The following is a 21,937-nucleotide window of genomic DNA, read 5'->3' as shown; positions in this document are numbered from 1 at the left end:
CGGAAGGAAGCTACTTCTGCCCGGCAGGCTTCAGCGCCGGGGCGGCTTCCTGCCCCCGCCGCGCATAGCGCTGCGCCAGCACCGCGCACACCATCAGCTGCATCTGGTGGAACAGCATCAGCGGCAGCACGATGGCGCCCACGGCATGCGAAGCGAACAGCACCTTCGCCATGGGAATGCCGCTCGCGAGGCTCTTCTTGGAGCCGCAGAAGACGATGGTGATCTCGTCCGCCTTGTCGAAACCCAGCTTGCGCGCGGTGAAGGTCGTGAGCGTGAGCGCCAGTGCCAGCAGCACGGCGCACACCAGCAGCAGGCCCAGCAGCGCGCTCACGGGAATCTGCTTCCAGAGCCCCTCGATCACCGCCGCGCTGAACGCGGTGTAGACCACCAGCAGGATCGAACCCTGGTCCACGAACTTGAGCACCGCCGCGCGCTTCTGCACCCACTTGCCGATGACCGGGCGCAGCAGGTGGCCGGCCAGGAAGGGCACCATCAGCTGCAGCAGGATGCGGCCGATCGAGTCGAAGGACGAGGTCGCGCCGCCGTTGTGCGGCAGCACCACCAGGTTCACCAGCACGGGCGTGATGAACACACCCAGCAACGTGGACGCCGAGGCGCTGCAGATGGCGGCCGGCATGTTGCCCCGGGCCATCGCGGTGAAGGCGATGGCCGACTGCACCGTGGCCGGCAGCACGCACAGGAACAGCAGGCCGGTGTAGAGCTCGGGCGTCACCAGCGGCGACAGCACGGGCTTGAGCGCGAGCCCCAGCAACGGGAACAGGACGAAGGTGCTCGCGAACACCAGCAGGTGCAGCCGCCAGTGGGTGATGCCCGCCATGATCGCCTCGCGCGACAGCTTGGCGCCGTGCAGGAAGAACAGCAGTCCGATGGCGACCGTGGTCAGGCCTTCGAAGAAATGCGCCGTGCGCCCGCTGGCGGGCAGCAGGCTGGCAATGGTCACGACCGTGACGAGCGCGAGCGTGAAGTTGTCGGGGAGGAAGCGTGAACGGGCCATGGCAAGCATTGGACGTCGGCGGCATTCAAAAGAGAAATGGATTTATCTGATGGATATATGATTCGAGCGCATGAATGTCACGCTGCGCCAGCTTCGCGTGTTCCGCTCGGTGGCCGAGGGACGCAATTTCAGCCGCGCCGGCGACCAGGTCGGCCTGAGCCAGCCGGCGGTCAGCCGCTCGATCCTGGAATTGGAGTCGCAGCTCGGGCTCAAGCTGCTCGACCGCACCACCCGCGAGGTGGTTCTGACGGAAGCCGGCCAGTCGCTCGCGGCACGGCTCGACCGCGTGCTCGACGACCTCGACCAGACCCTGCAGGACGTGGCGGGCCTGGCCAGCGCGCGCGGCGGCAAGGTGCGGGTGGCGAGCAGCCCCACGCTGTCGGCCAACCTGATGCCCGGCTGCATTGCCACCTGCGCGGTACAGGCGCCGGGCATCCAGTTTCTTCTGCTCGACCGCATCCAGCAGGACGTGCTCGACAGCGTGCGCAGCGGCGAGGTCGATTTCGGCGTGGTCATCGAGCCCTCGGAGGCCGAGGACCTGCATTGCGAAGCGATCCTCGACGACCCATTCGTGCTCGTGGTGCCGCCCGCGCATCGGCTCACGCAGAAGGCATCGGTGCGCTGGACCGCGCTGGACGGCGAATCCCTGGTACTGCTCGACCATGCCTCGGGCAGCCGCCGGCTGATCGACCAGGCGCTGGAGCGGCATGGCGCGCACTGCGAAGTGAAGCAGCAGCTCGGCCACCCGACCACCGTGTTCCGCATGGTCGAGGCGGGCATCGGCATCAGCGTGATGCCGGAGCTTTCATTGCCGCCGGAGGGTTTGCCGCAGCTCGTGGTGCGGCCGCTGGTGCCGCGCGTTCAGCGGGCGATCATGCTGATCCGGCGCCGAAACCGGGCGCTTTCGCCGCTCGCGGAGCGGGTGTGGGGCATCGTACGGGAGACCGCTGCGCTCAGTGCGTCAGCGGCGCCCGGTTCGACGACGCAGAAGGATGGCTGAGCCGCGCCTGCCGCTGTCGCACGCAGAAATCGATCAGGTCTTCCACCTCGGTGGCCTTGTCGAACACCGCGTCGGCGCCAAGGAGGGCGCACTTCCGGCGCATTTCGGGCGTCGCGTAGTTGCTCAGGACCACCATCTTCTGCATCGGATGACGGTCGCGGCAGGCTTCGAGCACGCGGAAACCGGTGCCGTCCTTCAGGAACAGGTCGATGATGGCCAGGTCCCACTGGGTCGGATTTCGCGTGAGCCAGCGCAGGCCTTCGGCTTCGGATTCGGCCTGGCCGATGGGGTCTACCCGCGCTACCTCGCGCAAGGTGCCCACCAGGTTCTCGCGAATGGTGGGGTTGTCTTCGACGATGTATGTGCGAACGGTGTTCATGCGGCTTTGCCTCTGAGCTTTGACCCAAGGCTACAAAGTGCGCCAGTCACAAGTCGAAGGCATGACACCACTGCCCGGGTAGGACAAGACTGTCCTTTCCGACTTATCAGAGCGTGAGGATCGTGCAGCCCGTGGTCTTGCGCGCCTCGAGGTCGCGGTGCGCCTGCTGCACGTCGTCCAGTGCATAGCGCTGGTCGATCGGGATCTTCACCGCGCCGCTTCGCACCACCGCGAACAGGTCGTCGGCCATGGCCTGGGTGCTCTCGCGCGTGGACATGTGGGTGAACAGCGTGGGCCGGGTCACGTACAGCGAGCCCTTGGAGGCCAGCGTGCCGAGGTTCACCGGCGGCACCGGACCCGAACCGTTGCCGAATACCGCCAGCAGGCCGAAGGGCCGCAGGCAGTCGATCGAGCCTTCGAAGGTGTCCTTGCCGACCGAGTCGTACACCACCTTCACGCCCTTGCCGCCGGTGATTTCCTTCACCCGCGCCGCGAAGTTCTCGGTGCTGTAGTTGATGGCGTGCGCCGCGCCGTGTTCGAGCGCTAGCTTGCACTTGGCGTCGCTGCCGGCAGTGCCGATGAGCTGCAGGCCGAGCGCCTTGGCCCACTGGCAGGCGATGAGGCCCACGCCGCCCGCGGCAGCATGGAACAGGATGAAGTCGCCGGCCTGCAGGCCTTCGGCGGGCAGCGTCTTCTTCAGCAGGTACTGCGTGGTGAGGCCCTTGAGCATCATGGCCGCGCCGGTCTCGAAGGAAATGTCGTCGGGCAGCTTGCACACGCACTTGGCCGGCATCACGCGCAGTTCGCAGTACGAGCCGGGCGGCGGGCTGGCATAGGCGGCGCGGTCGCCGGCCTTCAGGTGCGTCACGCCCTCGCCCACCGCCTCGACGATGCCGGAGGCTTCCATGCCCAGTTGCAGCGGCATGGCAAACGGATAGAGCCCGCTGCGCTGGTAGGTGTCGATGAAGTTCAGGCCCACCGCCTTGTGGCGGATGCGGATCTCGCCGGGGCCGGGTTCGCCGACCTCGACCTCGACGATCTTCAGTTCTTCGGGACCGCCGGGGCGATCGATACGGACGGCTTTGCTCTTCATGATGGCAGTCTCCACGCGCAGGAAAAAAGAAGAGGGGCATCCTGCCATGTTTGCCTTTCCCGCGACAGCACGGGGCATTGCCGACCGGTAGAGTCGGCGCCCATGCAGACACAGCCGCAGCGCCTCACACCCCTCGTCGTTTTCATGCTGGTCGTTCCGCCGCTTCTGTGGGCAGGCAACGCCGTCGTCGGGCGCCTCGTTCGCGAGCTGGTGTCGCCGCTCACGCTGAACTTCGTGCGCTGGATCATCGCGTTCGTCATCGTGCTGCCGCTGGCCGCGCCGGTGCTGCGCCGCGACAGCGCCCTGTGGCCGCACTGGCGGCGCTACGCGCTGCTGGGCCTGCTCGGCATCGGCCTCTACAACGCGTTCCAGTACCTCGCGCTGCAGACCTCCACGCCGATCAACGTCACGCTGGTGGGCTCGAGCGCGCCGCTGTGGATGCTGGCGACCGGCGCCCTCTTCTTCGGTGCGCGCATCAGCGCGCGCGAGGTCGGCGGCGCACTGCTGTCGATGGCGGGCGTGCTGCTGGTGCTCAGCCGCGGCGAATGGCGGCAGTTGATGGCGCTGCGGCTGGTGCCGGGCGATCTCTACATGATCCTCGGCTCCATCGCGTGGGCCTTCTACAGCTGGATGCTGGCGCGCACGCACGAACCCAAAGGCGTGCGGCAGGACTGGTCCGCCTTCCTGATGGCGCAGCTGGTGTTCGGCATTGCTTGGTCGGGCGCGCTGGCAGCCGGCGAATGGACGCTGACCGACGCGCACATCGACCTCGGCTGGCCGCTGGTGGCCGCCATGCTGTTCATCGGCATCGGCCCGGCGGTGCTCGCCTACCGCTGCTGGGGCACCGCGGTGCAGCGCGCGGGCCCGCAGGCCGCGAGCATCTTCATGAACCTCACGCCGCTGTTCGCGGCGGTGCTCTCCGCCGCGTTCCTGCGCGAACTGCCGCACTGGTACCACGGCGCGGCATTCCTGCTGATCGTGGGCGGGATCGTGGTGGCGTCGCGGCGCTGAAGGCGCCCCCCCCCCCCCCCCGCCGGTCAGTACGTGCCGGGGTAGGCGCCGCCGTCCGCCAGCACGTTCTGGCCGGTCATGTAGCCGGCCTGCATGCTGCACAGGAAGGCGCAGATGGCGCCGAACTCGGTCGGGGTGCCGAAGCGCTTTGCAGGAATGTTCTTCTTGCGGGCTTCCCACACGGTGTCGAAATCCTGGCCCGTCTTCTGCGCCGTGCCGGCCATGGTGCCCTTCAGCCGGTCGGTGTCGAACGAGCCGGGCAGCAGGTTGTTGATGGTCACGCCCTGCGCCGCGATGGGCGTGCGCGCCACGCCGGCCACGAAGCCGGTGAGGCCGCTGCGCGCGCCGTTCGACAGGCCCAGGATGTCGATCGGCGACTTCACCGAGCTCGACGTGATGTTCACGATGCGCCCGAAGCCGCGCTTGGCCATGCCGTCGACCGTGGCCTTGATGAGTTCGATGGGCGTGAGCATGTTGGCGTCGACCGCCTTGATCCACGCTTCGCGGTCCCAGTTGCGGAAGTCGCCGGGCGGCGGGCCGCCGGCGTTGGTGACGACGATGTCGAAGTCGTGGCCCAGCGCGAACACCGCCGCGCGTCCGGCTTCGGTGGTGATGTCGGCGGCCACGTGCTTCACGAACGGGCCCGATGCGCCCGCAGCCTCGGCCAGCTTCTTCGCCGCGGCTTCGAGCGCCTCGGCGCCGCGCGCGACGATCACCACGTTCACGCCCTCGCGCACCAGCGCCTCGGCGCAGCCGTAGCCCAGCCCCTTGCTCGCGCCGCACACCAGCGCGGTCTTGCCTGCAATACCCAGATCCATGTCGTGTTTCTCCAATGATTGCGGCAAGGGGCTTCAGCGCCCCTTGCGCGTGAAAACGAAAATGCCCGCGATGACGAGCACGGTGCCGGCCGCGATCCACGGCGTGAACGGCTCGCCGAGTATCAACACCCCCATGAGGATGGTCGACAGCGGCCCGATCATGCCGGTTTGCGCGGCCACCGCGGGGCCGATGCGCTCGATGGCCATCATCACCATGAGGACGGGCACCGCCGTGCACAGCGTGGCGTTGAGCACCGACAGCCAGATGACCTCGGGCGCGAGCCCGAAAGCCACGCTCATGGGCCGCGTCAGCACGAACTGCAGGATGCACAGCACGCAGGCCACGGTGGTCGCCAGCCCCACGAGCCGCAGCGAGCCCAGCCGCTTGACGAACTCGCCGCTGTAGACGAGGTAGCCCGCATAGCTCACGGCGCTCAGGAACACCAGGAACGCGCCCCAGGCCGCGGCACCGCCGCCCTTGCCGCCGCCACCGGTCCACAGCTCATGGCCGAACACCAGCAGCACGCCGGCGTAGCTCACGATCATGCCGAGCACCTGCGGCCGCGTCGGGCGGCGCCGGTACAGCAGCCAGCCGAAGAACAGCACCAGCGTCGGGTTGAGATAAAGAATGAGCCGCTCGAAGCTGGCCGAGATGTAGGCCAGCCCCGCGAAGTCGAGGAAGCTCGCGAGGTAGTAGCCCGAGAAGCCGAGCCCCGCCACGCCGAGCCAGTCGCGCGCGGTGAGCGACGGCTTGCCGCGCCCGGCCCACCACGCCATGACCGCGAAAAGCGGCAGCGCGAACAGCATGCGCAGCATGATGAGCGTCACCGCGTCCACGCCGTAGCGGTACGCGAGCTTGACGATGATGGCCTTGCCGCTGAACGCGATGGCGCCCAGCGTGGCCAGGATCAGGCCGGTGGCGATGCCCTTCCTGGCGGCATCGTGGGAGGGTCGAGGGGGGATGCCGGCCGTCGCGGCTGTCTTGTTCATCCCCCGATCATCGCGGCAAGCTCAAACCCTCGCTCGTGCTCAGTAACCCGCGGCCACGCCGTCGCGGCGCGGATCGCTGGCGGCCACGTAGCCTTCGACCGAAGGCTCGCCCGCGCGCCAGATGAACTGGCCCGCGCCGAAGTCCTGGTAGGAGTCGTTGATCACTTCCAGGTGATGGCCCAGGTCGCGCAGGCCCTGCACCGTGGCCGGGTTCATCGCCGCCTCGACGTTGATCTCCAGCCCCGCGTTGAAGCGCCAGCGCGGTGCGTCGCAGGCGGCCTGCGGGTTCTGCTTGTAGTCGAGCATGCGCACCAGCGTCTGCATGTGGCCCTGCGGCTGCATGTTGCCGCCCATCACGCCGAAGCTCATGACCGGCTGGCCGTCCTTGGTGAGGAAGGCCGGGATGATGGTGTGGAACGGGCGCTTGCCCGGCGCCACCACGTTGGGGCTCTCGGCCTTCAGGCTGAAGCCGTGGCCGCGGTTCTGCAGGCTGATGCCGAACTCGGGCTCCACGCAGCCCGAGCCGAAGCCCATGTAGTTGCTCTGGATGAAGCTCACCATCATGCCGCTCTCGTCGGCCGCCGTGAGGTAGATGGTGCCGCCCTTCACCGGGTTGCCGGCCTTGAAGTCCTGCGCCTTCTTCACGTCGATGAGGCGCGCGCGCGAGGCGAGGTAGGCGTCGTCGAGCATCTGCTCGGTCGTGACTTCCATGGTCTTGCGCTCCGACACGTAGCGGTACACGTCGGCAAAGGCCAGCTTCATGGCCTCGATCTGCAGATGCTGCGACTGCACCGAATCGACCGGCAGCGAAGCGATGTCGAACTTCTCCAGGATGCCCAGCGCGATCAGCGCCGCGATGCCCTGGCCATTGGGCGGGATCTCGTGCAGCGTGTGGCCGCGGTAGTCGCGCGAGATGGGCTTGACCCACTCGGGCTGATAGGCCGCGAGGTCGGCCACGGTGAGCGCGCCGCCCTGCTCGGCCGAGAACTTGGCGAGCGCCTCGGCGATCTCGCCGCTGTAGTAGGCCTCGCCCTTGGTGCGGGCGATGGCCTTGAGCGCGCGCGCGGCGGCGGTGAAGCGGAACAGCTCGCCCACTTCGGGCGCGCGGCCCCAGGGCAGGAAGGTCTGCGCAAAGCCCGGCTGCGACTGCAGCACCGGCGTGGCCGAGGCCCACTTGCCCTGCACCACCGGCGGCACCAGGTAGCCGCGCTCGGCGATGTCGATGGCCGGCGCCAGCAGGTCGGCGAAAGGCAGCTTGCCGAAGCGCTCGCTCATCGCAACCCAGCCGCGCACCGCGCCCGGCACCGTGACCGAGTCGATGCCGCGCATGGGCGGATTGGCCGCGTCGGCACCGTACTTGGCCTTGAAGTATTCGGGCGTCCAGGCCTTGGGCGCCGGGCCCGAGGCATTGAGGCCGTGCAGTTCCTTGCCGTCCCACAGGATGCAGAACGCATCGCTGCCCAGGCCGTTGCTCACCGGCTCGACCAGCGTCATCACCGCCGCGGTGGCAATGGCCGCATCGACCGCGTTGCCGCCCTGCTGCAGGATGCGCAGCCCGGCCTGCGAGGCCAGCGGGTGCGAGGTCGACACCACGTTGCGCGCGAAGATCGGGATGCGGGTGGAGAGGTAGGGGTTGTTGAAGTCGAAGTTCATTTCGATGTGCTCTGCGTTATTCGTTGGTGATCTTGCGGTCGACCACGATCTTTTTCCACTTGGCGGCATCGACGGCCACCATCTTCGCGAACTGGTCGGGCGTGCCCGGCGTGGCGGGTTCGATGCCCAGGCGCGCGAGCTTTTCCTTCACTTCGGGGTCGGCCAGCGAGTCGTTCGCGGCCTTGTTGATCTTCGCGACGATGTCCGCCGGCAGGTTCTTCGGGCCATAGAAGCCGAACCAGGTGTTCGACTCGTAGCCGGGCAGCGTGTCGGCAATGGGCGGCAGCTCGGGCGCCAGCGGGCTGCGCTTGAGCGAAGTGACGCCCAGCGCGCGCAGGCGGCCGTCGCGCACATGCGGCATGCCGGTGGGCAGCGAGTCGAACAGCACGTCGACCTTGCCGCTGATCAGGTCGGGAATGGCCAGTGCCGTGCCCTTGTAGGGGATGTGCGTGACGAACACGCCGGCCTGCGCCTTGAACAGCTCCGCCGTGAGCTGCACGATGGTGCCGTTGCCGCTCGATGCGTAGTTGAGCTTGCCGGGGTTCTTCTTGGCGTAGTCGATCCACTCGCGCACCGTCTTCGCCGGCGAATTGACCGGCACCAGCATGATGCTGGCCGCGTCGCCCACGTGCGCGATGGGCGTGAAGTCGCGCACCGTGTCGTAGGGCAGCTTGCTGACGGCCGGGCCGATGGAGTGGGTGCTGGTGGTGGCCAGCAGGATGGTGTAGCCGTCGGGCGCTGCCTTCGCGGCCTGGTCGGAACCGATGGCGCCGCCGGCGCCGGGCTTGTTGTCGACCACCAGCGTGGTGCCGAGCTTCTCGCTCATCTTCTGTCCCAGCGTGCGGGCGAACAGGTCGGTGGCACCGGCTGCCGGGAACGGAACGATCAGGCGTATCGGCTTGTTCGGATAGCCCTGGGCCAGGACGGCGGAAGACGCGGCCATGCCGAGCGCGACGGCAAGCACCTGGAGGAAGCGGAGGCGTTTCATGTGCGGGGAATTCTGTGCCTGTGTAAAAAAAGAATGCTATGCAGCGGCAGCGCATCAAGCCAGATAATTCCGCTTATTCAACTATCAATGCTGTTTATGACCAAGGGTGCCGCCGAAGACATCTCGCTGCAGCAGCTGCGCGCGCTGACGGCGGTGGCCGAAACAGGCAGCTTCACGCTCGCGGCCGAGGCGCTGCAACTCACCCAGCCTGCCATCAGCCACCTGATCAAGCGGCTGGAGGAAGAGCTGGCACAGCCGCTGGTGGTGCGCGGGCGCCGCATCCGCATGACCAACGCGGGCCAGATGATGGTCGACACCGCCGTGCGCGCATTGCGGCTGATCGACGACTCGGTGGACGCCTGCCGCTCGCAGTCGCAACTGCGCGAGGGCCGCATCGTGCTGGCGGTGGGGCACCTCACGGCCGGTGCCCTGCTGCCGCCGCTGCTCGGCCGCTTTTCGCAGAAGCACCCGACGCTCGCGACCACGCTGCTCGACAGCACGGCCGAGCAGATGATCTCGCGCATCCTCTCGCAGGAGGCCGACCTGGGCTTCGGTTCGGACATCGGCCAGAAGCACTCCGAACTCGCGACCGAGCCGCTGTTCTCCGAGCGCATGGCGCTGTTCGTGCGCGACGACCATCCGCTGGCGCAGCACGCGGTGGTCGAGGCCCGGCATCTGGAGGGCCTGCCTTTCATCCACGTCAACCCCGACGCCAACGTGTGGCGCGCCGTGAGCCGCCAGCTCGCGAGCGCGGCCAACGTGTACCCGCACGTGGTGCACCATGTGTCGATGCTGTCGACCGCGTTCGGCCTGATCCAGGCGGGCGCGGGCGTGGCGCTGGCGCCGCGCTATGTGGAAGTGCTGATGCCGCCCAACCTGCGCGCAGTGGCCGTCACGCGGCCCACGCTCGAATACCCCGTGGTCGCCATACGGCTGGCCAAGCATCCGCTGAGCCCGGCGGCGATGGCTTTCCTGGCGATGGCGCGGCAGCACATGAAGCCGCCGCGTTCCATCAGGCCCTAGCTCTCTGTCGTTCAGGGCGCGATCACGCCGACGGGGTACCTTGCTCCGCGAATGTCCCCCGCGGCTTCGCCGCTCCTCCTTTATTTCGCTGCGCAAGGCACCCCATCGGCCTGATCGTTGAGCGCCGCTGTGGAAGCTGCATTTGTTGGCGATTGGCGAGACTTCGTGCCGCGCAATGCAGCTCTTTCGCCTGGTTCTTCTCTAGAGTGAATGCCCCTGTCACTCCACACCCCGCCTGGGGGCGCAACTCCACACAAGCCAATTGAATGTTCGAAGGCTGCTTGCCTCGCGGCAGGTCATCGGTGCGAAAGCAGCGATGCAGATGCGAGGTATCAAAGGCGACGGCCGGGGTGTTCGAAGCACCCCGACCGTCTAACCAAGTTCGTGCACACCCCTAGAAGGAACCGCACAAAAATGGCTACCAAGACTATAGCCCGGCCTCGCACGCCGGTATCTCCCGAAGACACCGCCCAAGACCCCGCGGATCTTCTCGAAAACACACTCTCCCAGCTCGAAGCCCTCCTGTGGGTCTACCACGGAGAAGACATCGACTGGTGCAGCGGTGACGCACCCCGACAACTCGACAACCTGCTCTGGCTGGCCGCCGACCTCTCCCGCAAGGCAGGCCAACTCTTCCAGCTGACCGAAACGGCGAGGCGCTCAGCGCCAAAGCTAGGCCCGGCCTGAACGCCCAAGCCGCGTCCAGGTGCGCAGGGCGCCGGGTGCTCCCCGCAGCGAAATAAAGGAGGAGGCCGCAGGCCGGGGGACATTCGCGGAGGGGAGCACCCGGTGGCCTGCGCACCCGCCCTGAACAGCAGCCCCACCATCGACAACAGCACAAACAAAAACGGCGCCCGAAGGCGCCGTCTTGAAGCGTGCAAAAAAACTGGAAGATCAGTCTTCGACGAAAGCTTCTTCGCGCTTCGACTTCACAGCCGGCAACAGCACGATGATAAGCAGCAATGCAGCTGCAGCCAGCAGGCTCGCCGAGATCGGACGCGTGACGAACACGCTCCAGTCGCCGCGCGACAGCAGCAGCGAACGGCGCAGGTTCTCTTCCATCATCGGGCCCAGGATGAAGCCCAGCAGCAGCGGCGCGGGTTCGCATCCGAGCTTGAAGAAGGTGTAGCCCACCAGACCGAAGATGCCGACCATCCACACGTCGAAGGTGTTGTTGTTGGTCGAGTACACGCCAATCGCGCAGAACAGCACGATCGCCGGGAACAGGTACTTGTACGGCACCGACAGCAGCTTGATCCACATGCCGATCAGCGGCAGGTTCAGGATGATCAGCATCGCGTTGCCGATCCACATCGAGGCGATCAGGCCCCAGAACAGTTCGGGGTTGCTGGTCATCACCTGCGGGCCCGGCTGGATGTTGTGGATCGTCATGGCACCCACCATCAGCGCCATCACCGCGTTGGGCGGAATGCCCAGCGTCAGCAGCGGGATGAAGGAGGTCTGCGCGCCGGCGTTGTTGGCCGACTCGGGAGCCGCCACGCCGCGGATGTTGCCCTTGCCGAAGGGCACTTCGCCCGGCTTCAGCTTGGTCTTCTTCTCGATCGTGTACGCCGCGAAAGCCGCCAGCAGCGCGCCGCCGCCGGGCAGGATGCCCAGTGCCGAACCCAGCGCAGTGCCGCGCAGCACGGCGGGAATCATGCGCTTGAAGTCTTCCTTGGTCGGGAACAGGCCCGAGACCTTGGCAGTGAACACTTCACGCTCGTCGTCGGGACGCGAGAGGTTGGCGATGATTTCACCGTAGCCGAACACGCCCATGGCGATGGCCACGAAGCCGATGCCGTCGGTCAGCTCCGGAATGTCGAAGCTGTAGCGCGCCACGCCGGAGTTCACGTCAGTACCGACCAGGCCGAGCAGCAGGCCCAGCACGATCATCGCGATGGCCTTGAGCAGCGAGCCCGAAGCCAGCACCACGGCACCGATCAGGCCCAGGATCATCAGCGAGAAGTATTCGGCCGGGCCGAACTTGAAGGCCAGCTCGGTCAGCGGCGGCGCGAAGGCGGCCAGGATCAGCGTGCCCACGCAGCCCGCGAAGAACGAGCCCAGGCCCGCGGCAGCGAGTGCCGGACCCGCGCGGCCCTTGCGTGCCATCTGGTAGCCGTCGATCACGGTCACCACCGACGATGACTCGCCCGGCAGGTTCACAAGAATGGCGGTGGTGGAGCCGCCGTATTGCGCGCCGTAGTAGATGCCGGCCAGCATGATCAGCGCCGACACGGGGGGCAGCGCGTAGGTGGCGGGCAGCAGCATCGCGATGGTCGCGACCGGGCCGATGCCGGGGAGCACGCCGATCAGCGTACCCAGGATACAGCCGACCAGGCAGTACAGCAGGTTGGTGAAGGTAAAGGCAACGCCAAAACCCATCGAGAGGTGTTCAACCAATTCCATGATGTGAGCAGCTTTCTTCTCAGCCGGTGATGAAGGTCGGCCAGACCTGGATCTGGAGCTTCAGCGCCCAGATGAATGCAACGTAGCTGCCCACGGCCAGGACGGTCGCGAGGATCAGCACTTTCTTGAGGTCGAACTCGTTGCCTGCGAGGCTCGAGATGATCACCAGCGCGTAGATCGCGATGATCATGCCCATGGCCGGCACGCCGATGCTCGGCAGGCCGCCGAGCAGAATGCCGAACGCGAGGTTGGCGCCCAGGATGAACACCACCTGCTTCCAGGCCCACTTGCCGATCTTTTCGCCGTCGTTGGTTTCGACGGTGAGGCCGCTGAACATGATCCCCAGGCCGATGAGAGCCATCAGGATGCCGAGCATCAACGGGAAGTAACCCGGACCCATGCGGGCGCCGCTGCCCACGCTGTAGGTGGTGGCGCCCCATGCGAACGCCACGCCCACGACCGTGAACATCAGACCCGAGAAAAAGTCTTTCTGACTTTTGATTTTCACAACCGAACTCCTCGAATATTTTCGATGGAGGCGATTGTGGAGTCAGCTCCCGGTCAGCCCGATGTGGGTTCCACTAACCGAAGGCCTAGGGATAACCCGAAAGGCCACACGGGCCTTTGCGTGGCTTTGCGTCGCTATTCGAGCGGCGGCGTGGCGCTGAGCACTTCCTCGATGGTGGTCACGCCCTCGGCCACGCGCAGCGCGCCGGCCAGGCGCAGCGGGCGCATGCCGTCGATCACGGCCTGGCGACGAAGGCCCGCCAGGTTGGGCTCTTTCGTCACCTGCGTCTTGAATGGCTCGCTGATGCTCAGCAGTTCGTAGAGACCCATGCGGCCCATGTAGCCGGTCATGCGGCAGTCGACGCAGCCCACCGGCTTGTACGCGCGCACCGAGCCCGTGATCTGCCACGGCTTGACGATGGTCTCCAGGCTCTCGCGCGTGACGGTGTCGTCGGGCTGCTTGCAGTGCGGGCACAGCGTGCGCACCAGGCGTTGCGCGAGCACGCCCAGCATCACCGCGTTGATGAGGTAGGAAGGCACCCCCAGCTCCATGAGCCGCGTGATGGCGCTCGGCGCGTCGTTGGTGTGCAGCGTGCTGAACACCAGGTGGCCGGTGAGCGCGGCCTGCACCGCCATCTCGGCGGTGGCGAGGTCGCGGATCTCGCCGACCATGATGATGTCCGGGTCCTGCCGCATCAGCGCGCGCAGGCCCTCGGTGAAGCCGAAGTCGAGCTGCGGCTGCACCTGCGTCTGGTTGAACGACGGCTCGATCATTTCGATCGGGTCTTCCACCGTGCTCACGTTGACCTCTTCGGTGGCCACGCGCTTGAGCGTGGAGTACAGCGTGGTGGTCTTGCCCGAGCCCGTGGGCCCGGTCACCAGGATGATGCCGTTGGGCCGCGTGACCAGCTGTTCCCAGCGCTGCGCGTCGTGCTGCGAGAAGCCCAGCGCGTCGAGGTCTTTCACCGCGGTGTCGGGGTCGAAGATGCGCATGACCATCTTCTCGCCGAAGGCGGTGGGCAAGGTCGACAGGCGCATTTCGACTTCTTCGCCGCGCATGTTGCGGGTCTTGATGCGGCCGTCGAGCGGGCGGCGTTTCTCGACGACGTCCATGCGGCCGAGCAGCTTGATGCGCGCGACCATCGCGTTCATCACGCCCATCGGCATCTGGTAGGCCGGATGCAGGATGCCGTCGATGCGAAAGCGGATCACGCCCTGCTCGCGGCGCGGCTCCAGGTGGATGTCGCTCGCGCGCTGGTCGAAGGCGTATTGCCAGAGCCAGTCGACCACCTGCACCACGCTCTGGTCGTTGGCGTCGAGCTGCTTGTTGCTCTTGCCCAGCTCCACCAGTTGCTCGAAGCTCGCGCCGCCGGTGTTGCCGCCGGCCTTCTGCGCGGCGCGCACCGACTTCGCGAGCGAGAAGAACTCGGCCGTGTAGCGCTGGATGTCGGCCGGGTTGGCGACCACGCGGCGCACCGTGCGGCGCGATTGCCGCTCGACCTCGGCGATCCAGTCGGTGAGGAAGGGCTCGGCCGTGGCCACCACCACCTCGTTGGGCAGCACCTGCACAGGCAGCACCTTGTGGCGCTCCGCATAGGCCGCGCTCATGGTGTCGGCCACCTTGCCCACGTCGACCTTGAGCGGATCGATGCGCAGGTAAGTGAGGCCCGCACGGCCCGCGAGCCATTGCGTGAGCATCTCGAGGTCGAGCGGCTTGCTGTCGCTCTCGCGGGTCATCGCCACGTTGGCCAGGCGCACCAGCGGTGCCTGGCGGCTCTCGGCCTGGGCGCAGCGCGCGATGGTGCGCTTGGCTTCGACCGGGGAGATCACGCCGTCGGAGGCGAGCCATTCGATCAGGCGCCGCAGATCGAGCGGACCTTCGTGGCGCGAGGCCGGCGAGGCGGGAACGGAAGCAGCGGGTACAGCGCTCATGAGCCGGTGGTTCGGGTGAGTGTCGGGTTCTGGGGTTTGAACACCCGCAGCCACTTGGGTGCGGGCAAGCCCCATCGAGTCTGGATCGTTTGGGCGCGCTCGGCAAGCACCTCGCGCTTGGGGCGGCTCGGCGTGCGCTGCGCGAGCACCACCGTGTTGCCTTCGCGCGTCGGCTTGAAGGCCCAGACCGCGTCCGCGCCAAAGGCACTCGCAATCTTCTCGAGGCTGCGCTCGTAGCTCGACGAGCGGCCGAAAAGGTTGACGGTCATGCAACCGTCATCGGTGAGCAGCGCGCGGCAGTCGGCGTAGAAGTCTTCGCTGTCGAGCACGGGCGCCGCGGCCTCGTGGTCGTAGAGGTCGACCTGCAGCGCGTCGACCGTGCCGTGCCATTCGGGCTTGCGGATCTCGGCCGCCGCGTCGGCGATCACCACGCGCAGCTTCGGGTCGTCGGCCGGCAGCTTGAACCAGCCGCGGCAGGCCGACACCACCTGCGGATTGAGCTCGATCGCGGTGGTGCGCATGCGCAGGATCTTGCGGCTGAACTTGGTGAGCGTGGCGGCGCCCAGGCCGAGCTGCATCGCGTGGCGGCTGGCCACGGTCTTGCCGTCGGCGAACAGCAGCCACGCCATCATGCGCTGCACGTACTCGAGTTCGATCTCGAAGGGCGCGTCGATCTTCATCGAGCCCTGGACCCATTCGGTGCCGAGGTGCAGATAACGGATGTCGCCCCAGTCGGAAAAATTGACTTCGGGAAGAGAGACGGGGGTTTTGCTCGATGCCATCAGACGACTAGATTGTGGGCAGCCAGAACCTCGCGCCAGGCGCCGAGCTTGCGCTCGAAACTCCATGACGCATTGGCGGGGCTGGTGGAAGGCAGCTGGTAGACCGGCACGCCCAGCGTCCGGGTGTGGCGCGCGTGCTTGAAGCTCTCGCCGCCGTTGTGGCCGATGGCCGCGAGCTTCGGCAGATGCAGCCCGGCGATGTCGTTCACCACGGGCGCGCGAATGGCGGAGTCGAGACTGCCTTCGCGCTCGCAGGACGCATACACGTCCCACACGCCCAGGCCGCGATCGAGCAGCCACCGGCAGCGCGGCCCGTAGCTGTCGGCGCCCGAGGGAAGGGGAATGTCGGGCCACACGGCTTGCAGGATCTTCCAGAACTGGTTTTGGGGGTGTGCATAGTACTGCTGCCGCTCGAGCGACTTGACCCCGGGGAAGCTGCCGAGGATGAGTACGACGGTCTTTGGCGAGACGATGGGCTGCAGGCCGGTGAGCACGGCGCTGGCGGCGGCATCGGGTGCGACGGGAAGCTTCATGGACGGTATCGTGCCACTGCCTTCCGCCAGCGAGCAAAAATGAAAAAAACCCGCCGGAGCGGGTTTTTTTGCAAATGCCGGAACAGGTCCGGGCTTGCTTACTTCTTGGCGGCTTCGTTCTCGGCCGTGCCGGGGATCTTCTCGCCGATGGCCTTGCCGGTGGAGCGCATGCCGTCGGCCGTCTTGTGGCCGGCGTTCTCGACGACTTCGCCCGTCTTGGCGGCGGCGTTCTTGGTGGCGTTGGTGGCCTTCTTGGTGGTGCGCTTGGTGGCGTTCCATGCCTTCTTGGTGCCATTTTCGGTGGCGTTCACGGCCTTCTTGGTCGTGCGCTTGGTGGCGTCGTAGGCCTTTTCCGCTCCGCGCTCGGTGGCGTTCACAGCGTCCTTGCCGGCTTCCTTCACCTTCTCGGTGGTGCTCGGCTGGGCGGTGGCCGGCGTGGCGGTGGCGGGTGCCGTGGTCTGAGCCACAGCCGACACGCCGATGGAGGCGAGCGCCAGCGCGAGGACAACGGGCATCGTGCGAATGAAAGACGTGGTCATGAAAAGGCTCCTTGTTGGATGAAGTTTTTAGCAGTGACTGACTTGCCACTGGTCTAGCAACGAGCTAGCGAACCCAAAGGATGACAGCAAATTTGCAACCTCTGCATACACGGATGCAGGTCGGGACATTGGCCTACGCGATGTGGGGCGCGCGTTCCGACATGGCCATGAGAATCTGTAGCCGCGGAAGCACTTCGAGCGCATTGCGCGTGGTGGCCGCGGCCAGTTCCTCGATGCCGATGCCCCTCAACCCGGCCACCACTTCCGCGATGCGCGGCAGCTCGCCGGGCTCGTTGCGGCCCTGCGCCTGGCCGGCGTCGCGCTGGGCCTGCGTGCGGTAGAGCCAGTGAGGCTGTATGTCGGGCGCATCGGTCTCCATCACGATCGACTCCATCGGCAGGCTTGCCGCCAGCCGACGCAGCTGGAGGGCGCGCTCGAATGTCACGGCCCCACCGAAGCCCAGCTTCAGCCCGAGGGCGATGCACGCCTCGGCCTGCTGCTCGCTGCCGTTGAACGCATGGGCGATGCCCAGCCACGGCTTGCCGCCCGCCGTCTGCCGCAGATGCTTGAGCACCTTGTCGACCGAACGCCGCACATGGATGAGGATAGGTAACCCGTGCTTGCGTGCAAGTTGCAACTGAGTGTGAAAAAACCGCTCCTGCCTGTCGCCGTCCAGGCCTTCGACGAAATAGTCCAGCCCGATCTCGCCGACCGCCACCAGCCGGGGGTCGTCGCGCCGCGCGGTCAGTTCGGCGTCCAGCGCCTCCAGGTCGGCGTCCGCGGCCTGGCCGGTGCACAGCGGATGGATGCCCAGCGCGTAGGCGTCGCCCTGCAGGTGGGCCAGCTCCCGCACGGCCTGGAAATTGAAGGCGGCCACCGCGGGGATGACGCACATGGCCACGCCGCGTTCGGCCGCGCGGGCGCGGATGGCGGGCATCTCGGCACCGAATTCGTGCGCGTCCAGGTGGCAGTGGGTATCGATGAAGGTAGCCATCGCGCGATGATGCCCGAAGGGATGCGCAGGCTCGGAAAGCGTGCTACTGTGAACTCCTTCACGCGATATTTTTTGCCGGAGGTGCTCCGATGCGCAGGCCTGCTTTCTACAGCCGATCGCCCCGCACGCTGCCACCGGCCGCAGACGATGCGGCCGATCGGGCGGATGCATCGGCATCGTCCGAAGCGGACGGCGCCGCACCGCCGCCTGTCGCCTCCAAGCCCCCCAGGACGGGCTGGCAGCCAGGGCGCCGCAGCTTCGCGCTGCTCATCGTGCTGTGCGCCGCCTTCGTCACCGGCACCGCGCTGTGGGCGCCCCGGCCCGGCGGCAAGGCGCTCACCCAGAAAGACATCGACGCGGCCGTGCTGCGCACGCTGCAGACCAACACCCTGCCCTCGCCCGCCGCCAAGGCGGCCGACATCATCCGGCCGTCGGTGGTGCGGGTGGTGAGCTACGGCGAGGAGAAGAACACGCCGGAAGCCAAGGTCCAGAAGCGCGGGCGCAACATGGCCAAGGGCAAGCCGCCGGAAGCACCCAACGACGGCGGCCCGTCGGGCGAGGTCGAGCGCGGCGTGGGCACCGGCGTGGTGATCGTCGACAAGGGCGTCATCCTCACCAACCTGCACGTGGTCGCGGGCGCCGACAAGATCAAGGTCACCTTCTTCGACGGCCTGGAAGCCGTGGCCACCATCACCGGCGTGCAGCCCGAGAACGACCTCGCGGTGCTGCAGGCGCAGAAGGTGCCCGACGACCTGATTCCCGCCACCATGCGCTCCACCGCCGACCTGCGCTCCGGCGACCAGGTGGCCGCGGTGGGCTTCCCGTTCGGCATCGGGCCTTCGGTGTCGGCCGGCGTGGTGTCGGGGCTCAAGCGCTCTTTCCGCTCGCCCGAGGGCAAGCAGGAGCTGGGCAACCTGATCCAGTTCGACGCCGCCGCCAACCCCGGCAATTCGGGCGGCCCGCTCATCAACATGGACGGCGAGGTGCTCGGCATCGTCACCGCCATCCTGAACCCGACGCAGCAGCGCACCTTCATCGGCATCGGCTTCGCGGTGCCCATCGAGAACGCCGCCTCGGCCGCCGGTTCGCCGCCGTTCTGAACGATCTTCTAGCCAGACCCAGCCTCTACTTCTTCGAAAGCCCTTCGCATGAGCACAGAGACAGCCGCCCCCACGCCCGCCGGCACCGCCGAACTGATGGAGCAGATCCTCTACGAGGTGAAGCGCGTGGTCGTCGGGCAGGACCGCTTCCTGGAGCGCGTCATGGTCGCCATGCTCGCGGGCGGGCACCTGCTGGTGGAAGGCGTGCCGGGCCTCGCGAAGACGCTCACCATCAAGACGCTGGCCGACACCGTGCGCGGCCAGTTCAAGCGCATCCAGTTCACGCCCGACCTGGTGCCGGCCGACCTGGTGGGCACGCGCATCTACAACCAGAAGACCGGCGAATTCAGCACTTCGCTGGGCCCGGTGTTCGCCAACCTGCTGCTGGCCGACGAAATCAACCGCGCGCCGGCCAAGGTGCAGAGCGCGCTGCTCGAAGTGATGCAGGAGCGGCAGGTGACCATCGCCGGCGAAACCCACAAGGTGCCGCGACCGTTCCTGGTGATGGCCACGCAGAACCCCATCGAGACCGAAGGCACCTACGCGCTGCCCGAGGCGCAGGTCGATCGCTTCATGATGAAGGTCATGGTCGACTACCCGAGCGACGAGGAAGAATTCGTCATCGTCCAGCGCGTGATCGGCGCGCCGGTGACGGCCACGCCCGTCGCCACCACCGAGCAACTGGCCGAGCTGCAGGCCGAGGCGCGGCGCGTGTATGTCGACCCTTCGCTGATCCAGTACGCGGTGAAGCTGGTGTCGGCCACGCGCACGCCCGAGAAGCACGGCCTGAAGGACCTGCGCCGCTTCATCACCTTCGGCGCCAGCCCGCGCGCCAGCATCAGCCTGACCGAAGGCGCGCGCGCCCTGGCGCTGCTGCGCGGCCGCAGCTACGCGCTGCCCGAGGACATGACCGCGCTGGTGCCCGACGTGCTGCGCCACCGCGTGACGCTGTCCTACGAAGGCCTGTCCGAAGGCCTGACGCCCGACGGGCTGGTCGACAAGATCATGCGCGCGGTCCCCGCCCCACCCAAGCCGCTCGAACATGAAAAGCTGGTGGCGTAAGGCCCCTGCGGCCGCGAACGACGAACGGCTCGCCGCTGAAGCCGGCGGGGCTGAACGCGCGCTGCGCCGGCTCGAGTGGACGGTGATCCGCCGCCTCGACGGCCTGCTGCAGGGCGACTACCGCACGCTGATGCGCGGGGCCGGGCTCGACCTGGCCGACCTGCGCGAGTACCAGCACCACGACGACGTTCGCCACATCGACTGGAACGTCACCGCGCGGCTGCAGACGCCGCATGTGCGCGTGTTCACCGAAGACCGCGAGATGACCGCGTGGTTCGTGCTCGACCTGAGCCGCTCGGTCGACTTCGGCTCGGGCCTGAAGGCCAAGCGCGAGATCTCGGCCGGCTTCGTCGGCGTGCTCGCGCGGCTGCTCACCCGGCACGGCAACCGGGTCGGCGCGCTGGTCTACGGCAGCGACCTCGAAGCGGTGATTCCGCCGCGCAGCGGGCGCCGCCATGTGCTGCACCTGCTGCATGCGATGGACAAGCGTGCCGACAAGGCGGAGCACACGCCCCGGCAGAAGGGCATGACTCGGCTGGACACCCTGCTCAAGTCGGCCGCCACGCTGATGCCGCGCCGCTCCACCGTGTTCGTGGTGTCCGACTTCCTGAGCGAGCCCGGCTGGGAACGCCCGCTGGGCCAGCTGGCGCAGCGCCATGAAGTGGTTGCCGTGCGCCTGTTCGACCCGCTCGAACTCGAGCTGCCGGACCTGGGCCTGGTGCCGCTGCGCGACGCCGAGACCGGCGAGCAGCTCTGGGTCGACACCCACGACGCGGGCTTTCGCAAGCGCTTCGCCCGCATCGCGGCCGAGCGCGAAGCCGCCTTGCGCGGCGCGCTGGCCAAGGCCGGCGTCGACGCGCTCGAACTCTCGACCAGCGACGACCTGGTGGAAGCCATCGTCCGTTTCGCCGATATGCGCAAGCGCCGCACGCGCATCGGCCTCGCAGGCATGAAGGCGGTGGCAGCATGACTTTTCTCTGGCCTCAATTCCTCTGGCTGCTGGCGGCGCTGCCGCTGCTGGTGCTGCTCTACGTCTGGCTGATACGCCGCAAGAAGAAGCTGGCGGTGCGCTATGCCAGCCTGTCGATCGTGCGCGAGGCCATGGGCGCGGGCCAGACGATGCGCCGCCATATTCCGCCCGCGCTGTTCCTGCTGGCCATGGCCGCGATGCTGATCGCCGCGGCCCGGCCGATGGCGGTGGTGGTGCTGCCGTCGAACCAGCAGACCATCATCCTCGCGATGGACGTGTCGGGCAGCATGCGCGCGGCCGACGTGCTGCCCAACCGGCTGGTGGCGGCGCAGGAGGCGGCCAAGAGCTTCATCAAGGACCTGCCGCGCAGCGTGAAGGTGGGCGTGGTGGCCTTCGCCGGCAGCGCGCAGGTGGCACAGTTGCCGACCACCAACCATGAAGACCTGGTGACCGCCATCGACAGCTTCCAGCTGCAGCGCGCCACGGCCACCGGAAATGCCATCGTGGTGTCGCTGGCCACGCTGTTCCCCGACGCCGGCCTGGACGTGGAGCAGTTCAGCGCGCCGAGCCGCCAGCGCGGCGCGGCCATCGACTCGTCGGAGAAGAAGCTCAAGGACTTCACGCCCGTGGCGCCCGGCTCGTTCACCTCGGCCGCGATCATCATGCTGACCGATGGCCAGCGCACCACCGGCGTCGATCCGCTCGACGCAGCCAAGGCCGCGGCCGACCGCGGCGTGCGCATCTACACCGTGGGCGTGGGCACCGTCGACGGCGAGACCATCGGCTTCGAGGGCTGGTCGATGCGCGTGCGCCTCGACGAGGACACGCTCAAGGCCATCGCGCAGAAGACCAATGCCGAGTACTTCTACGCCGGCACGGCGAGCGACCTGAAGAAGGTCTACGAAACGCTGAGCACCAAGCTCACCGTGGAGAAGAAGGAAACCGAGATCTCGGCGCTGTTCGCGCTCGGCGCGGCGGTGCTGACGCTGCTGTCGGCGGGGCTGTCGCTGCTCTGGTTCAACCGCATCCTCTAGCGTCCGGAGTCATCCGGCGGTAATCGGACACGACCGCCGCGACCGCAGCGGTTTCGCACTCGCGCCCGGTTCGCGAGCCTGGCGAAGGTGGCCAGACTGGCCTTCAAT

Annotated in this window: 22 protein-coding genes; 8 read left to right on the top strand and 14 right to left on the bottom strand. The window is 67.4% G+C overall.

Going from position 1 to position 21,937, the window contains the following annotated elements; genetic code table 11:
- Positions 1-10: 10 nt before the first annotated feature.
- Positions 11-1,015 carry a bile acid:sodium symporter family protein gene (locus AC1RVW_RS15730; protein ID WP_493200975.1) on the bottom strand — a complete coding sequence of 335 codons (1,005 nt, stop codon included), beginning with the start codon at positions 1,013-1,015 and terminating at the stop codon, positions 11-13.
- A 70-nt stretch (positions 1,016-1,085) separates the two neighbouring features.
- Here AC1RVW_RS15730 and AC1RVW_RS15725 point away from each other — a divergent pair, with 70 nt between their 5' ends.
- A complete protein-coding gene (locus AC1RVW_RS15725) occupies positions 1,086-2,015 on the top strand; it encodes a LysR family transcriptional regulator (RefSeq protein ID WP_493200973.1) in 930 nt (309 codons plus the stop codon).
- On the opposite strand, the gene AC1RVW_RS15720 is transcribed toward AC1RVW_RS15725, so the two are convergent.
- Positions 1,969-2,394 (bottom strand): response regulator, encoded by a 426-nt coding sequence (locus AC1RVW_RS15720; RefSeq protein WP_081265720.1) that lies wholly within the window; start codon positions 2,392-2,394, stop codon positions 1,969-1,971. The genes AC1RVW_RS15725 and AC1RVW_RS15720 overlap by 47 nt on opposite strands.
- Before the next feature lie 106 nt (positions 2,395-2,500).
- Positions 2,501-3,487, bottom strand: a complete 987-nt coding sequence (locus AC1RVW_RS15715) for a quinone oxidoreductase family protein (protein WP_285412238.1) — start codon at positions 3,485-3,487, stop codon at positions 2,501-2,503.
- Positions 3,488-3,589: 102 nt separating this feature from the next.
- On the opposite strand from AC1RVW_RS15715, the gene AC1RVW_RS15710 reads away from it, so the two are divergent.
- Positions 3,590-4,498, top strand: coding sequence for a DMT family transporter (locus AC1RVW_RS15710; protein WP_493200970.1), 909 nt, complete (start codon positions 3,590-3,592; stop codon positions 4,496-4,498).
- 26 nt (positions 4,499-4,524) lie between these two features.
- Here AC1RVW_RS15710 and AC1RVW_RS15705 read toward each other — a convergent pair whose 3' ends face one another.
- The 4 genes from AC1RVW_RS15705 to AC1RVW_RS15690 are packed head-to-tail and all read right to left on the bottom strand — an operon-like array spanning position 4,525 to position 8,947.
- Positions 4,525-5,316 carry an SDR family oxidoreductase gene (locus tag AC1RVW_RS15705; RefSeq protein WP_493200968.1) on the bottom strand — a complete coding sequence of 264 codons (792 nt, stop codon included), beginning with the start codon at positions 5,314-5,316 and terminating at the stop codon, positions 4,525-4,527.
- Positions 5,317-5,349: 33 nt separating this feature from the next.
- On the bottom strand, positions 5,350-6,306 hold the full coding sequence (locus AC1RVW_RS15700; protein WP_493200966.1) for a DMT family transporter: 957 nt from the start codon (positions 6,304-6,306) through the stop codon (positions 5,350-5,352).
- Between the two features lie 39 nt (positions 6,307-6,345).
- Positions 6,346-7,959, bottom strand: a complete 1,614-nt coding sequence (locus AC1RVW_RS15695) for a gamma-glutamyltransferase family protein (protein WP_493200964.1) — start codon at positions 7,957-7,959, stop codon at positions 6,346-6,348.
- Between the two features lie 16 nt (positions 7,960-7,975).
- Positions 7,976-8,947 (bottom strand): Bug family tripartite tricarboxylate transporter substrate binding protein, encoded by a 972-nt coding sequence (locus AC1RVW_RS15690; protein WP_081265715.1) that lies wholly within the window; start codon positions 8,945-8,947, stop codon positions 7,976-7,978.
- Positions 8,948-9,043: 96 nt separating this feature from the next.
- Here AC1RVW_RS15690 and AC1RVW_RS15685 point away from each other — a divergent pair, with 96 nt between their 5' ends.
- Together AC1RVW_RS15685 and AC1RVW_RS15680 are read left to right on the top strand one after the other, a co-directional pair.
- The gene (locus AC1RVW_RS15685) at positions 9,044-9,970 is read left to right on the top strand and encodes a LysR family transcriptional regulator (RefSeq protein WP_493201019.1); all 927 of its coding nucleotides are present in this window, start codon (positions 9,044-9,046) and stop codon (positions 9,968-9,970) included.
- A gap of 414 nt (positions 9,971-10,384) precedes the next feature.
- Positions 10,385-10,657: a hypothetical protein gene (locus AC1RVW_RS15680; protein WP_493200961.1), complete on the top strand. Its 273-nt coding sequence runs from the start codon at positions 10,385-10,387 to the stop codon at positions 10,655-10,657.
- Positions 10,658-10,864: 207 nt separating this feature from the next.
- Here the strand turns inward: AC1RVW_RS15680 and AC1RVW_RS15675 are convergent, their stop codons facing one another.
- From AC1RVW_RS15675 to AC1RVW_RS15645, 7 genes are all read right to left on the bottom strand, one after another.
- The gene (locus tag AC1RVW_RS15675; protein WP_081265712.1) at positions 10,865-12,376 is read right to left on the bottom strand and encodes a tripartite tricarboxylate transporter permease; all 1,512 of its coding nucleotides are present in this window, start codon (positions 12,374-12,376) and stop codon (positions 10,865-10,867) included.
- Between the two features lie 19 nt (positions 12,377-12,395).
- Complete coding sequence (locus AC1RVW_RS15670; RefSeq protein WP_081265711.1) at positions 12,396-12,884, bottom strand: tripartite tricarboxylate transporter TctB family protein; 489 nt, start codon at positions 12,882-12,884, stop codon at positions 12,396-12,398.
- Between the two features lie 134 nt (positions 12,885-13,018).
- Positions 13,019-14,815 carry a type IV pilus assembly ATPase TfpB gene (gene tfpB, locus AC1RVW_RS15665; protein WP_493200958.1) on the bottom strand — a complete coding sequence of 599 codons (1,797 nt, stop codon included), beginning with the start codon at positions 14,813-14,815 and terminating at the stop codon, positions 13,019-13,021.
- Complete coding sequence (locus AC1RVW_RS15660; protein WP_493200956.1) at positions 14,812-15,597, bottom strand: class I SAM-dependent methyltransferase; 786 nt, start codon at positions 15,595-15,597, stop codon at positions 14,812-14,814. Before AC1RVW_RS15660 ends, tfpB begins: the two co-directional genes overlap by 4 nt.
- A complete protein-coding gene (locus AC1RVW_RS15655) occupies positions 15,597-16,130 on the bottom strand; it encodes a DNA-deoxyinosine glycosylase (RefSeq protein WP_081265708.1) in 534 nt (177 codons plus the stop codon). Before AC1RVW_RS15655 ends, AC1RVW_RS15660 begins: the two co-directional genes overlap by 1 nt.
- Positions 16,131-16,228: 98 nt before the next feature.
- The gene (locus tag AC1RVW_RS15650) at positions 16,229-16,669 is read right to left on the bottom strand and encodes a hypothetical protein (RefSeq protein ID WP_081265707.1); all 441 of its coding nucleotides are present in this window, start codon (positions 16,667-16,669) and stop codon (positions 16,229-16,231) included.
- Between the two features lie 133 nt (positions 16,670-16,802).
- The gene (locus AC1RVW_RS15645; RefSeq protein ID WP_081265706.1) at positions 16,803-17,663 is read right to left on the bottom strand and encodes a TatD family hydrolase; all 861 of its coding nucleotides are present in this window, start codon (positions 17,661-17,663) and stop codon (positions 16,803-16,805) included.
- Between the two features lie 89 nt (positions 17,664-17,752).
- Here AC1RVW_RS15645 and AC1RVW_RS15640 point away from each other — a divergent pair, with 89 nt between their 5' ends.
- Genes AC1RVW_RS15640 through AC1RVW_RS15625 form a run of 4 tightly spaced genes read left to right on the top strand, consistent with a single transcriptional unit; the run spans position 17,753 to position 21,829 of the window.
- Positions 17,753-18,763: a S1C family serine protease gene (locus tag AC1RVW_RS15640; RefSeq protein WP_493200953.1), complete on the top strand. Its 1,011-nt coding sequence runs from the start codon at positions 17,753-17,755 to the stop codon at positions 18,761-18,763.
- A gap of 48 nt (positions 18,764-18,811) precedes the next feature.
- Positions 18,812-19,825, top strand: a complete 1,014-nt coding sequence (locus AC1RVW_RS15635) for an AAA family ATPase (RefSeq protein ID WP_493200951.1) — start codon at positions 18,812-18,814, stop codon at positions 19,823-19,825.
- Positions 19,806-20,795, top strand: coding sequence for a DUF58 domain-containing protein (locus AC1RVW_RS15630; protein ID WP_081265703.1), 990 nt, complete (start codon positions 19,806-19,808; stop codon positions 20,793-20,795). The genes AC1RVW_RS15635 and AC1RVW_RS15630 overlap by 20 nt, the downstream gene beginning before the upstream one ends.
- A complete protein-coding gene (locus AC1RVW_RS15625) occupies positions 20,792-21,829 on the top strand; it encodes a VWA domain-containing protein (protein ID WP_081265702.1) in 1,038 nt (345 codons plus the stop codon). Before AC1RVW_RS15630 ends, AC1RVW_RS15625 begins: the two co-directional genes overlap by 4 nt.
- Positions 21,830-21,937 lie beyond the last annotated feature (108 nt).

It is taken from the genome of Variovorax sp. MPBD4-3 (genome assembly GCF_058809745.1).
This window is presented reverse-complemented; position numbering and strand designations above follow the sequence as displayed.

Bases quoted from the DNA above. Each gene is read 5' to 3' on its own strand.
- AC1RVW_RS15730 (WP_493200975.1), bottom strand. From the start codon at position 1,015: ATGGCCCGTTCACGCTTCCTCCCCGACAACTTCACGCTCGCGCTCGTC.
- AC1RVW_RS15725 (WP_493200973.1), top strand. From the start codon at position 1,086: ATGAATGTCACGCTGCGCCAGCTTCGCGTGTTCCGCTCGGTGGCCGAG.
- AC1RVW_RS15720 (WP_081265720.1), bottom strand. From the start codon at position 2,394: ATGAACACCGTTCGCACATACATCGTCGAAGACAACCCCACCATTCGC.
- AC1RVW_RS15715 (WP_285412238.1), bottom strand. From the start codon at position 3,487: ATGAAGAGCAAAGCCGTCCGTATCGATCGCCCCGGCGGTCCCGAAGAA.
- AC1RVW_RS15710 (WP_493200970.1), top strand. From the start codon at position 3,590: ATGCAGACACAGCCGCAGCGCCTCACACCCCTCGTCGTTTTCATGCTG.
- AC1RVW_RS15705 (WP_493200968.1), bottom strand. From the start codon at position 5,316: ATGGATCTGGGTATTGCAGGCAAGACCGCGCTGGTGTGCGGCGCGAGC.
- AC1RVW_RS15700 (WP_493200966.1), bottom strand. From the start codon at position 6,306: ATGAACAAGACAGCCGCGACGGCCGGCATCCCCCCTCGACCCTCCCAC.
- AC1RVW_RS15695 (WP_493200964.1), bottom strand. From the start codon at position 7,959: ATGAACTTCGACTTCAACAACCCCTACCTCTCCACCCGCATCCCGATC.
- AC1RVW_RS15690 (WP_081265715.1), bottom strand. From the start codon at position 8,947: ATGAAACGCCTCCGCTTCCTCCAGGTGCTTGCCGTCGCGCTCGGCATG.
- AC1RVW_RS15685 (WP_493201019.1), top strand. From the start codon at position 9,044: ATGACCAAGGGTGCCGCCGAAGACATCTCGCTGCAGCAGCTGCGCGCG.
- AC1RVW_RS15680 (WP_493200961.1), top strand. From the start codon at position 10,385: ATGGCTACCAAGACTATAGCCCGGCCTCGCACGCCGGTATCTCCCGAA.
- AC1RVW_RS15675 (WP_081265712.1), bottom strand. From the start codon at position 12,376: ATGGAATTGGTTGAACACCTCTCGATGGGTTTTGGCGTTGCCTTTACC.
- tfpB (WP_493200958.1), bottom strand. From the start codon at position 14,815: ATGAGCGCTGTACCCGCTGCTTCCGTTCCCGCCTCGCCGGCCTCGCGC.
- AC1RVW_RS15660 (WP_493200956.1), bottom strand. From the start codon at position 15,597: ATGGCATCGAGCAAAACCCCCGTCTCTCTTCCCGAAGTCAATTTTTCC.
- AC1RVW_RS15655 (WP_081265708.1), bottom strand. From the start codon at position 16,130: ATGAAGCTTCCCGTCGCACCCGATGCCGCCGCCAGCGCCGTGCTCACC.
- AC1RVW_RS15650 (WP_081265707.1), bottom strand. From the start codon at position 16,669: ATGACCACGTCTTTCATTCGCACGATGCCCGTTGTCCTCGCGCTGGCG.
- AC1RVW_RS15645 (WP_081265706.1), bottom strand. From the start codon at position 17,663: ATGGCTACCTTCATCGATACCCACTGCCACCTGGACGCGCACGAATTC.
- AC1RVW_RS15640 (WP_493200953.1), top strand. From the start codon at position 17,753: ATGCGCAGGCCTGCTTTCTACAGCCGATCGCCCCGCACGCTGCCACCG.
- AC1RVW_RS15635 (WP_493200951.1), top strand. From the start codon at position 18,812: ATGAGCACAGAGACAGCCGCCCCCACGCCCGCCGGCACCGCCGAACTG.
- AC1RVW_RS15630 (WP_081265703.1), top strand. From the start codon at position 19,806: ATGAAAAGCTGGTGGCGTAAGGCCCCTGCGGCCGCGAACGACGAACGG.
- AC1RVW_RS15625 (WP_081265702.1), top strand. From the start codon at position 20,792: ATGACTTTTCTCTGGCCTCAATTCCTCTGGCTGCTGGCGGCGCTGCCG.